Origin of the sequence: Streptomyces sp. NPDC057543 (assembly GCF_042801895.1) — a bacterium.
Lineage (GTDB): Bacteria > Actinomycetota > Actinomycetes > Streptomycetales > Streptomycetaceae > Streptomyces.
In genome coordinates, this window is the sequence record NZ_JBHVFF010000294.1 from 1 (window position 1) to 10,630 (window position 10,630).

Here is a 10,630-nt window from a genome sequence, read left to right on the forward strand (position 1 = left end):
CGCGTACACCATCGGCACCGGCGGGACTTCGGTTCTGGCACTCCTCCGGGACCACCTGCTGCCCCTCCTCACCGGCAAGGACGCCCGCAACGTCGAGGGGCTCTGGCAGCAGCTTTTCGCCCACACACGCGCCACCACCACTGGCGCCATCACCTCGCTGGCGCTCGCCGCCGTGGACACGGCCCTGTGGGACCTGCGCTGCAAGCGCGCCGGAGAGCCGCTGTGGCGACTGGCCGGCGGCCACCGCCAGGAAGTCCCCGTCTACGACACCGAGGGCGGCTGGCTCCACCTGAGCACCGAGGACCTGGTCAAGTCCGCGCTCGCGGCCAGGGAGGCGCAGTTCTCCGGCGTCAAGATCAAGGTCGGCAAGCCGCACGTCGCCGAGGACGCGGAGCGCCTGCGCGCCGTCCGCGAGGCGGTCGGCCCCGCGCTGCACATCATGACGGACGCCAACCAGTCGCAGTCGCTGTCCTCGGCCGTGCAGCTGGCCGCCGCGCTGGAGCCCTACGACCCGTACTGGCTCGAGGAGCCCCTGCCCGCGGACGACCTCAGCGGCCACACCCGGCTTGCCCGCTCCACCCGAATCCCGATCGCCGTCGGCGAGTCGATGTACTCGCCCATGCAGTTCCGCAACTACCTGGAGTCCGGCGGCGCCTCCGTGGTGCAGGTCGACGTCGCCCGGGTCGGCGGCATCACCCCGTGGCTGAAGGTCGCCCACCTGGCAGAGACCTTCAACGTCATGGTCTGCCCGCACTTCCTGATGGAACTGCACGTCAGCCTGGTCGCCGCGGTCAGCAACGGCGCATACGTCGAGTACATACCGCAGTTGCGCGCCGTCACCCGCACCGAGATGGTCCTGCGCGACGGCCTGGCCGTGGCGCCGGACCAGCCGGGCATCGGCATCGACTGGGACATGGACGCCATCGATGACCGGAGGGTCTCATGACGACGGCCGTCACACCCCCCGACAGCGAGACCGACCGCCCCACCGACGGTGCCCGGCCGGCTCACCGGCTGCCGTTCTGGGTCAACCAGCGGCTGGGGCTGCTGGTGCTCATCGTCGCGCTCGGCGCCTTCTTCGGCGTTCTGCGGCCGGCCTTCTTCGACGAGCGGCTGGTGCTCTTCCCGCTCCTGAGGGACATCTCGACCCTCACTGTGGTGGCACTCGCGCAAATGGTCGTGCTCTCCATCGGGCACATGAACCTCGCGGTCGGGCGCATGGCCGCCTTCGGTGCCTTCTTCGCCGGGTTCGGCTACGACCGGCTCGGGCTGCCGCTGGCGCTGGGCCTGGTGCTGTGCCTCGTCGCCGGGTGCGCCATCGGGGCGCTGACCGGCTGGATCATCGCCCGCACCGGCGTGAACTCGTTCGTCGTGACGCTGGCCATGGACTTCGCCCTGCTGGGCCTGGTCTCCCTGCTCTACTCGGCCCTCACGGAGAACGCCGCGTTCACCACGCGGCCTGACGGACTCGCCGAACTGCGCTCATACTCGCTCGCCGACATCTGCGCCGGCCCGGTCTGCGGCTCACCCGCCATCCCGCAGATGACCCAGTTCACCCTGTTCGCCCTCGTCGGCCTCGGCTTCCTCTACGCCCGTACCCGCATGGGTCGCGAGCTGCTGCTCACCGGCGCCAACCCGGCGGCCGCCGAGCTGTCCGGCATCCCCACCGGGCGCAGGGTCGTCCTGGCGCACGCGTTGTCCGGGCTGCTCGCCGCCCTCGCCGGCTTCATGGCCGCCGTCGGCACGGGCACGTTCCGCGCCTCCATCGGCGACGACTTCATGCTCCCCTCGTTCCTCGGCGCCGTCCTCGGCGGCACCCTGCTCACCGGTGGCGTCGTCTCCGTCATCGGCGCCCTGCTCGGCACCTCTCTGGTCGGCGTCATCCGCAAGGGACTCGACCTGCTCGGTGTCGGCCTGGAGAGCCTCAACATCTACCTCGGCTGCGTACTTCTGCTGGCTCTGTCAGCGGACCGGGTGCGCACCGTCGTGTCCTATCGCAAGGTGGTGCGCTCCACATGACGACGCTCCGCGACAAGGGAACCGCGGCCCTTCCGGCACTGCGGCGCTTCTCCCGGTCCACCGAGATGACCCTGCTGTGCGTGGTCGTCGTCGGCTACGTCGGCCTTGGCATCGCCTCGTCCGGCTCCTTCTTCGAGGGATCCTCCCTCCGCACGTTCCTGCAGTACCTCGCCACGCCCATCCTCATCGGACTGGCCCAGATGGTGGCCCTGTGCGTCGGGCAGCTCAATCTCGCCGTCGGCGCGCTGGGCGGGTTCAGCGCCTGTCTGATGGGCGTGCTGATGGCCGACCACGGCGTGCCGGCGGGCCTGGCCGTACTGATCGGCGTCCTCACCGCCACCCTGATCGGCCTGCTGACCGGCGTATTCATCGTCGCCACCCGCATCAACGGCTTCATCGTCACCCTCGGCACCATGACGATCCTGCTCGGCGCCCAGTACCGGCTCTCCGGCACCCGCACCATCGACGGATACTCGGCCACGCTGCGTGACTTCGGCCGCTCGGCGCCCCTGAACATCCCCCTGGTGTTCGTCACAGCGATCGCCGCGGCCGCGATGCTCGCCGCATTCATGTACCGCACCATCGCGGGGCGGCGCCTGCTGGCCGCCGGCGGCAACCCACTCGCCGCCCGACTGTCGGGCATCTCCGCCGACCGTCAGATCGTGCTCGCCCACACCCTGTCGGGCCTGCTCGTCGGCATCGCCGCGGTGACCGCCACCGCCTCGCTGCCCGGCGTCAACCGCAGCGTCGGCGGGGACTGGCTGCTGCCCAGCTTCGCGGCGCCCATCATCGGCGGCGTCGCGCTCACCGGCGGCTCAGTGGCGGTGCTGGGCACCGTGCTCGCCGCCTTCGTCATGCGGCTGATCGACACCGCGCGCGCCCAGTTCTCCCTGGACCCGAGCTGGGTGAACTTCCTCATCGGCCTGGTCGTCCTCGGCACGGTCGTCGGCGGCCGCATCCATCAGACCCAGCTTGAGAAGAAGGGCAAGGCGCCCGGCCGCACGCCGTCCGCGCCGCCGAAGAGCGAAGCACGTCCGGCCGCTGCCCTGCCGAGCACGAGAGGCGCCCGATGAGCGACGTCCTGCTGGAATGCGAGAACATCGTCAAGGTCTTCCCCGGGGTACGCGCCCTCGACGGCGTGGGCCTGACCCTGACCGCGGGTTCCGTACACGCCCTGCTGGGCGAGAACGGAGCGGGCAAGTCCACCCTGATCAAGGTAATCACGGGCGTCCACCTGCCCGACGGCGGCAGACTGCTGTGGCGCGGCGATGAGATCCACCTGCGCTCGCCGCTCGAGGCCACCCGGACCGGCATCGGCGTGGTCCACCAGGAACGCAACCTGATCCCCGACTTCTCCGTGGCCGAGAACATCACATTGCAGAGCCCGCCCGCGCGCTGGGGACTGGTCGACCGGGAGGCGATGGCCGGCCCCGCCGAGCGCTGCCTGGCCGAGCTCGGGCTGGACCTCGACCCGCACCGCCCCGTGCGGGAACTGTCCGTGGCGCAGCAGCAGTTGGTCGAAATCGCCAAGGCCCTGTACACCGAGAGCCAGGTGCTCCTGCTCGACGAGCCCACCGCGTCCCTCTCCCCGCAGGAAGCAGAACGCCTCTTCGACGTGGTGCGCCGGCTCAAGGAGCGCGGCACGTGTGTGGTGTTCGTCAGCCACAAGCTGGAGGAAGTCTTCGCCATCTGCGACACCGTCACGGTCCTGCGTGACGGGCGGTCGGTGCTCGAGTCGGCTCCCCTCGCCGAGTACGGTCAGGACGATGTGGTCGCCCTCATGGTCGGCCGTCAGCACTCGGTGGCGGACATGACCCCGCGTACGGTGGACACCTCGGCGAAGCCCGCTCTCTCCCTGTCGGGTCTGTGCACGGCGGCCGGGCATCAGGACATCAGTCTCGATGTCCGCCCCGGAGAGATTGTCGGTCTGTACGGTCTGGTCGGCGCCGGCCGCAGCGAACTGGTCAAGGCCGTCCTCGGTCTCGACCAGGTCACGGGCGGCGAGATCCGGGTGTACGGCGAACCGGCGCGGATCGGATCTCCCCGGGAGGCCCTGCACACCTACGGCATCGGCTATCTGACCGAGAACCGCAAGGAGGAAGGCGTCTTCCTGGAGCAGCCCATCGTCCGGAACATCACCGTGACCGTGTGGAAGAAGCTCGGCCGGTTCCTCGGCGACATCTCCTCCCACCAGGAGAAGGAAGTCTCGCAGGATCTGGTCGACCGCCTCGGCATCCGCATCTCCGGCCTCGAGCAGAACGCCGGCGAACTGTCCGGCGGCAACCAGCAGAAGGTGAGCCTGGCGAAGTGGCTCGCGGCCGACACCAGGCTGCTGGTCGTCGACGAGCCGACCGTCGGGGTGGACGTGCGCACCAAGCACGCCTTCCACGAACTGATCTGGGAACTGGCCCGCGGCGGCCTGCCCATCCTGCTGATCAGCAGCGACCTGACGGAGATGATCACCCTGGCCGACCGGGTCGTCGTCATGGCCGATCACCGCATCCGCGGCGAGGTGGACAACGACCACGACTACGACCGCATGAGCGGGCGGATCATCCGGATCATCCACGACCGCACCGGCTCGGCCGTGACCGCGAGGAGCAGCACCTCATGAGGCGCGTCGCCCAGGTCATCCGCGTTCTGCCCGACAAGGTTGACGAGTACCGGGAGTTGCACCGCAACGTGCCCCGGCCGGTCCTCGACCGGCTGCGCGCCTGCCACATCACCAACTACTCGATCCATCTGCTCGGCGACCAACTCTTCGCCTACTTCGAGTACCACGGCGACGATCTGGCGGCGGACCTCGCCGCGATGGCCGAGGACCCGGCGACCCAGGAGTGGTGGCGGCACACGGCCCCCTGCCAGCGGCCCGTCGACGAGGCCGCGCCCGGCGAGTGGTGGACCGGCATGGAACAGGTCTTCCTCATGGAGTAGGCCCATGCTCCGGCCTTCGCCACCCCGAACCACCGCGCGGTACGACCGGTACCGCGACCGCTAGGAGAAACACGTGAAACTTCTGCGCCTCGGCGCCCCAGGTTCCGAACGCCCGGCCGTCCTGGCCGACGACGGACGCACCTACGACCTCACCGGACTGACCCGCGACATCGACGGGCCCTTCCTGGCCGCCAACGGCGTCGACCGGGTCCGCACCGCCCTGCAGGCCGGCACGCTGCCCGCGCTCGTCCCCGAGGGGCTGCGCGTCGGCGCGCCCGTCGCCCGCCCGGGCAAGGTGGTCTGCGTCGGTCTCAACTACCGGGACCACGCCGCCGAGACCGGCGCACCCGTGCCCGAGCGGCCGGTGGTGTTCATGAAGGACCCCGGCACCGTCGTGGGCCCCCACGACACCGTGCTCGTGCCGCGCGGCTCCGGGAAGACCGACTGGGAGGTGGAGCTCGCGGTGGTGATCGGCCGACGGGCCCGCTATCTGGACGGTCCCGGCGACGCCGCCGGGGTCGTCGCGGGGTACGCCGTCAGCAACGACGTGTCCGAGCGCGCCTTCCAGCTGGAGCTGTCCCCCCAGTGGGACCTGGGCAAGTCGTGCGAGACGTTCAATCCGCTCGGCCCCTGGCTGGTCACCGCCGACGAGGTGCCGGACGCGCAGGCACTCGGTCTGAGGCTGAGCGTCAACGGCGTGCCCCGGCAGAACGGCACGACCAAGAACATGATCTTCTCGGTTGCCCACATCGTCTGGTACCTGAGCCAGTACATGGTGCTGGAGCCGGGCGACGTCATCAACACCGGGACTCCGGCCGGGGTGGCTCTCGGCCTGCCGGACACCCCCTACCTGCGCGCCGGCGACACGGTGGAGCTGGAGATCGACGGACTCGGCAGCCAGCGCCAGATCTTCGAGGACGCGTGAACGGGCCGATGAGCAACCACCCCATGGCCCGCGTCACGGACGTCTTCAGGGCCACCGACCGCACCACACACGAGAAGGGCACCAGCTGATGAGTGAATTGGACGGACTCAAGGCGTTGGTGACCGGTGGCGCCTCCGGCATCGGCCGGGCCACCGCGGAGCTGCTGGCTGCCCGTGGCGCGGACGTCGCCGTGCTCGACCTCGACCCCTCGTCCGTCGGCAAACCCCTTCGCGGGTACGTCGCCGACGTGTCGGACGATGCCTCCGTGCGGTCCGCGGTCACCGCCGCGGCCGACGACCTCGGCGGCATCGACATCCTGGTCAACAACGCCGGCATCGGAGCCGCAGGCACGGTCGAGGACAACGATGACGCCGAGTGGCACCGCGTCCTGGGCGTGAACGTCCTCGGCGTCGTCCGCACCACCCGGGCGGCCCTGCCCCGGCTGCGCGCCTCGGCACACGCGGCGGTCGTCAACACCTGCTCGATCGCCGCGACCGCGGGACTTCCGCAGCGTGCCCTGTACAGCGCCAGCAAGGGCGCGGTCCAGGCCCTCACCCTGGCCATGGCGGCGGACCACGTGCGCGAGGGCATCCGCGTCAACTGCGTGAATCCGGGCACGGCGGACACCCCGTGGGTGGGCCGTCTCCTGGACCGGGCGAACGACCCGGAGGCCGAGCGGGCGGCGCTCAACGCCCGGCAGCCCATGGGCCGCCTGGTCACCGCGGACGAGGTGGCCGCCGCCGTCGTCTATCTGGCAGGTCCGGCCGCCGCCTCCGTCACGGGAACGGCCCTCGCGGTGGACGGCGGAATGCAGGGGCTGCGGCTGCGCCCGGAGGGGCAGTGATGGCGGCTGCTGGAGACGAGACCATAGGGAGGGTGATGGCAGCGGGCGAGACCGAGGCCGGGCCGGCCACGGCGCCGGTCCGGACCCTCGGTCGCAGCGGTGTCCCCGTCACCGCCCTCGGCTTCGGCGCCGCCGCGATCGCCGGACTCTTCGGTGACGTGGGCGAGGACGAGGCCACAGCGGCGGTGGAGGCCGCCTGGAGCGCGGGCATCCGCTACTTCGACACCGCCCCGCACTACGGCGTGGGCCTGTCGGAACGCAGACTCGGCGCGGTCCTGCGGGCAAAGCCCCGAGACGGCTTCACCCTGTCCACCAAGGTGGGCCGGGTGCTCGTGCCGCAAGAGGGCGGGGGTGACGACCGGGCCAACGGCTTCGCCGTACCGGCCACCCATACGCGCAGGTGGGACTTCAGCGCCGACGGAGTGCGCCGCTCGCTGGAGGACAGCCTCACCCGCCTTGGGCTCGACCGCGTGGACCTGGTCCTGCTCCACGATCCCGACGATCACGAGGAACAGGCCTTCCGGGAGGCATATCCCGCGCTGGAGGAGCTGCGGTCGCAGGGCGTCGTCCGGGCGATCGGCGCGGGGATGAATCAGAGCCGAATGCTGGCCCGGTTCCTGACCGACACCGACGTCGACGCAGTGCTCTGCGCCGGGCGCTACACCCTTCTGGAACAGGGCGCTCTGCACGCGCTGCTGCCGGCCGCGGCTGCGGCCGGCAAGAGCGTGATCGTCGGCGGGGTGTTCAACTCCGGGCTGCTGGCCAACCCCACGCCCGGGGCCATGTACGACTACGCGACGGCGCCCGAGGAACTCCTGGGCCGGGCCTTGCGGATGCGCGAGGTCACCGAAGCGCACGAGGTGCCGCTGCGGGCCGCCGCGCTCCGCTTCCCCTTCGGGCATCCGGCGGTCGCTTCGGTCCTGGTCGGGGCGAGGTCGGCGGAGCAGGTCCGGGACGCGGCCGCGCAGTACCGTCGGCCGGTTCCCGGCGCGGTGTGGGAAGCTCTGCGGGAGCGGGGGCTGCTGCCCAGCGGGGTGCCGGTGCCGGTCGCGGGGACGGAAGGGGGCCTGTCATGACGGTCGTCGACGCCCACCACCACCTGTGGGACCTGACCGTACGCGACCAGGAGTGGATCGACGGCCCCCGGCTCGCCTCGTTGCGGCGCTCCTTCGTCCTGGCGGACCTGGAGGCCGAGACCCGGGCGGCCGGGGTGGCGGCCACGGTGCTGGTGGAGACGGTCAACGTGGCTGAGGAGACACCGGAGTTGCTGGCCCTGGCTGCGGAGGGCGACGTGATCGGAGCGGTCGTGGGGTGGACCGATCTGACGGCGCCGGACGTCGCCGACGCGCTGGACGCGCTGCGGTCCCTGCCTGGTGGCGGCTTCCTGCGCGGCATCCGCCACCAGGTCCAGGGGGAACCCGACCCCGACTGGCTGAACCGGCCGGACGTACTGCGCGGCTTGCGCGCGGTCGCCGCGGCAGGGCTCGTCCACGACCTGGTCGTGCTGCCGCACCAGCTGCCCGCGGCGACGCGGTCAGCCGCCGCCGTGCCCGGGCTCACCTTCGTCCTGGACCATCTCGGCAAGCCACCGATCGCGTCCGGGCGACACGAGCCGTGGGCGGAGCACCTGCGGGCACTGGCCGCCCTGCCGAACACGGTGTGCAAACTCTCCGGGATGGTGACCGAGGCCGACTGGGAGTCGTGGACCGTCGACGACCTCAGACCGTATGCCGACACCGTGATCGACGCCTTCGGCCCCCGACGGCTGATGTTCGGCTCGGACTGGCCGGTGTGCACGCTCGCCGCGGACTACGGCGAGGTCGTGCGCTCCGCCGCGGAACTCACAGCGGGGCTGACCCGGGCCGAGCAGGCCGAGGTATGTGCCGGCACCGCTCGGCGCGTCTATCGGATGACCGGCACGAGGCAGGATGCCCCCTCGTCACCTTCTTCGTGACTCGGCATGGGAGTCTCCAGCCTTCGGGCCCGGAACGGCTTCCCTCGTTGTTCATGATCCGGGGGATGATGTCACCGGGCCCGGAGACATCGACGGACTTCTGTCCCGGGCGCCGGCCGGGCAGGTCACTGCTCGTCGAACCGGCCCAGCTGGCGCTCCAGGCTCCGGGTGAGATGCTCGGCCATCGCCGCCTCGGCACGTTCGGCCCGGCGGCGCAGTATCGCCCGTACCACTCGCTCGTGCTCGTCAACGGTGGGATCACCCGCGTCCTGGACGCCACTGAGTCGGAAGATGTGCAGGTGCGCGTGGAGCCGCTCCACCGCGTCCGCGAGCAGTGGCCGGTGGGCAGCTTCCGTAACAATGTCGTGGAAACGCTGATCCAGCGCGGCGAAGTCACGGTAGGAGACGTACGGCCCGGTGGGGCCGGGGAGGGCCTGCATGGCCTCCAGCGTCGCCTCCACGGCGTCGAGTTGACTCTCGTCGGCGTTGCGGGCAGCGAGGGCTGCGGCACGCGGCTCCAGGAGCAGCCGCATCTCGAACAGCTCTTCCACGCCCTGACGGGTGAGCAATTCGGTCGCCCGGTACCCGGACAGGGAGCGCTTGACGACGAGACCGTCGGACTCGAGGCGGGCCAGTGCCTCGCGTACCGGGGTCGGTGAGACGTCGAGGGCACGGGCCAGGGCCTCGATGCCGACGCGCGCGCCCGGGGCGATCTCGTGGTCCATGACCCTGGCCTTGATGTCCTCGTAGACACTGTCGGACAGGGCTTTGCGGACCCGCGGGGTGGACGGCTCACTCGCCCTGGCCACGTCGGCGGGGATGCGCGGGTCATGTTCCGGCATCCGGGTCTCCCTGTGCTGAGTGTCGTGGTCATCAGCAGCTTAGCGCTGTCCGGCCGCGCCCTGCGTGGCCTTCCCGCACAACCGTGCGGTCACCACGACCAGGGTGTGGGGCCGCGCACCCCTCGACGCATTCCGACTCGATGTCCGAGATGGCCGACGGAGCGCTGATCAGGGTCGTCGGCCGGTCCGGAACGAGTCGGGCCGACGACTCCGGCACCCCGACGGCGGCCGAGGAGAGGTCCACCACGCACACGTGCACGTCGGGAACCAGGGGGAGCGCCCGGCGGCCCTGGTCGGCGGAGCCGTCCCGCGATCCACCGCAACCGCGAGGTTGCGGCCCCCGCATCATCCTCGACCGGATTCCCGGCGTCGACCCGGAACTGACCTCCGCGTCCGCCGAACTGGCAACCGCCGCCCGCTCCTATCTGCGCGAGAAGTTCATGACCGTCTCCGTCGCCGTTTCCGGAGCCAACTTCGGCATCGCCGAGACCGGCACCCTCTCCGTCGTCGAGTCCGAGGGCAACGGCCGGACGTGCCTGACGCTGCCGCAGACCCTGATCACGGTCATGGGCATCGAGAAGGATGGCCGACGCGCCCTCGGCCGATGCGGCCCGCGGCCCGGCCCAGGAAAACCCTGCGCAGTGCCGCCGGCTCGCGTGCGTCCGCAGGGTGGCGGGGTCGCGAACATCGATGACGAGGCGGTCTTCGCGGCGATCATCTACGTGCTGGTCAGTGGGTGTGCCTGGCGGGCCTTACCGCCGTGCTTCGGAGCGTCGAAGTCGACCGTGCACCGCCGCTTCGTCATCTGGTCGAGAGCCGGGGTGTGGGGCCGGCTGCATCAGAAGATTCTCCAGCTTCTGGACGAACAGGACTTGATCGACCTGTCCCGGGCGGTCCTGGACTCCGCGCACATCCGCGCTAAAAAAGGGGCGAACTTGCAGGTCCGAGTCCCGTGGACCGGGGCAAGCCAGGTTCCAAGATGCATGTCCTGTCCGACGCGAACGGACTGCCCCTACGCGTTGGCCTCTCAGCCGCCAACACCCACGACAGCCAGGCCCTGAAGCCGATGCTGTCCCATTTCCACATGGGACACGAATCCCACGCGACCGAAT

The 10,630-nt window shown here is 70.7% G+C and carries 10 protein-coding genes and 3 pseudogenes; 11 read left to right on the top strand and 2 right to left on the bottom strand.

Going from position 1 to position 10,630, the window contains the following annotated elements; translation table 11 throughout:
• The 9 genes from ACFU8Q_RS33950 to ACFU8Q_RS33990 form a co-directional block, all read left to right on the top strand.
• A partial coding sequence (locus ACFU8Q_RS33950) for a mandelate racemase/muconate lactonizing enzyme family protein (RefSeq protein ID WP_384461719.1) occupies positions 1 to 946 on the top strand: 946 nt, incomplete at its 5' end.
• Positions 943 to 2,019 carry an ABC transporter permease gene (locus ACFU8Q_RS33955; protein ID WP_384461721.1) on the top strand — a complete coding sequence of 359 codons (1,077 nt, stop codon included), beginning with the start codon at positions 943 to 945 and terminating at the stop codon, positions 2,017 to 2,019. The genes ACFU8Q_RS33950 and ACFU8Q_RS33955, both read left to right, overlap by 4 nt.
• Entirely contained in the window at positions 2,016 to 3,092 is a 1,077-nt protein-coding gene (locus ACFU8Q_RS33960) for an ABC transporter permease (protein ID WP_384461724.1), read from the top strand. The genes ACFU8Q_RS33955 and ACFU8Q_RS33960 overlap by 4 nt, the downstream gene beginning before the upstream one ends.
• A complete protein-coding gene (locus ACFU8Q_RS33965; RefSeq protein ID WP_384461727.1) occupies positions 3,089 to 4,633 on the top strand; it encodes a sugar ABC transporter ATP-binding protein in 1,545 nt (514 codons plus the stop codon). Before ACFU8Q_RS33960 ends, ACFU8Q_RS33965 begins: the two co-directional genes overlap by 4 nt.
• A complete protein-coding gene (locus ACFU8Q_RS33970) occupies positions 4,630 to 4,953 on the top strand; it encodes an L-rhamnose mutarotase (RefSeq protein WP_384461730.1) in 324 nt (107 codons plus the stop codon). The genes ACFU8Q_RS33965 and ACFU8Q_RS33970 overlap by 4 nt, the downstream gene beginning before the upstream one ends.
• A 73-nt stretch (positions 4,954 to 5,026) precedes the next feature.
• Complete coding sequence (locus tag ACFU8Q_RS33975) at positions 5,027 to 5,878, top strand: fumarylacetoacetate hydrolase family protein (RefSeq protein ID WP_384461733.1); 852 nt, start codon at positions 5,027 to 5,029, stop codon at positions 5,876 to 5,878.
• A gap of 88 nt (positions 5,879 to 5,966) precedes the next feature.
• Positions 5,967 to 6,722: an SDR family NAD(P)-dependent oxidoreductase gene (locus tag ACFU8Q_RS33980; RefSeq protein WP_384461736.1), complete on the top strand. Its 756-nt coding sequence runs from the start codon at positions 5,967 to 5,969 to the stop codon at positions 6,720 to 6,722.
• 35 nt (positions 6,723 to 6,757) lie between these two features.
• Positions 6,758 to 7,798 (top strand): aldo/keto reductase, encoded by a 1,041-nt coding sequence (locus tag ACFU8Q_RS33985; RefSeq protein ID WP_384461739.1) that lies wholly within the window; start codon positions 6,758 to 6,760, stop codon positions 7,796 to 7,798.
• The gene (locus ACFU8Q_RS33990; protein WP_384461742.1) at positions 7,795 to 8,676 is read left to right on the top strand and encodes an amidohydrolase family protein; all 882 of its coding nucleotides are present in this window, start codon (positions 7,795 to 7,797) and stop codon (positions 8,674 to 8,676) included. Before ACFU8Q_RS33985 ends, ACFU8Q_RS33990 begins: the two co-directional genes overlap by 4 nt.
• A 125-nt stretch (positions 8,677 to 8,801) precedes the next feature.
• On the opposite strand, the gene ACFU8Q_RS33995 is transcribed toward ACFU8Q_RS33990, so the two are convergent.
• Positions 8,802 to 9,518 (bottom strand): GntR family transcriptional regulator, encoded by a 717-nt coding sequence (locus ACFU8Q_RS33995; RefSeq protein ID WP_384461745.1) that lies wholly within the window; start codon positions 9,516 to 9,518, stop codon positions 8,802 to 8,804.
• Between the two features lie 31 nt (positions 9,519 to 9,549).
• Positions 9,550 to 9,825: pseudogene (locus ACFU8Q_RS34000) on the bottom strand (hypothetical protein); the annotation flags it as partial.
• Here ACFU8Q_RS34000 and ACFU8Q_RS34005 point away from each other — a divergent pair.
• Positions 9,825 to 10,099: pseudogene (locus ACFU8Q_RS34005) on the top strand (LUD domain-containing protein); the annotation flags it as partial. The pseudogenes ACFU8Q_RS34000 and ACFU8Q_RS34005 sit on opposite strands and share 1 nt — an antisense overlap.
• Before the next feature lie 60 nt (positions 10,100 to 10,159).
• Positions 10,160 to 10,630, top strand: a pseudogene (locus tag ACFU8Q_RS34010) (IS5 family transposase); the annotation flags it as partial.

Bases quoted from the DNA above. Each gene is read 5' to 3' on its own strand.
- ACFU8Q_RS33955 (WP_384461721.1), top strand. From the start codon at position 943: ATGACGACGGCCGTCACACCCCCCGACAGCGAGACCGACCGCCCCACC.
- ACFU8Q_RS33960 (WP_384461724.1), top strand. From the start codon at position 2,016: ATGACGACGCTCCGCGACAAGGGAACCGCGGCCCTTCCGGCACTGCGG.
- ACFU8Q_RS33965 (WP_384461727.1), top strand. From the start codon at position 3,089: ATGAGCGACGTCCTGCTGGAATGCGAGAACATCGTCAAGGTCTTCCCC.
- ACFU8Q_RS33970 (WP_384461730.1), top strand. From the start codon at position 4,630: ATGAGGCGCGTCGCCCAGGTCATCCGCGTTCTGCCCGACAAGGTTGAC.
- ACFU8Q_RS33980 (WP_384461736.1), top strand. From the start codon at position 5,967: ATGAGTGAATTGGACGGACTCAAGGCGTTGGTGACCGGTGGCGCCTCC.
- ACFU8Q_RS33985 (WP_384461739.1), top strand. From the start codon at position 6,758: ATGGCAGCGGGCGAGACCGAGGCCGGGCCGGCCACGGCGCCGGTCCGG.
- ACFU8Q_RS33990 (WP_384461742.1), top strand. From the start codon at position 7,795: ATGACGGTCGTCGACGCCCACCACCACCTGTGGGACCTGACCGTACGC.
- ACFU8Q_RS33995 (WP_384461745.1), bottom strand. From the start codon at position 9,518: ATGCCGGAACATGACCCGCGCATCCCCGCCGACGTGGCCAGGGCGAGT.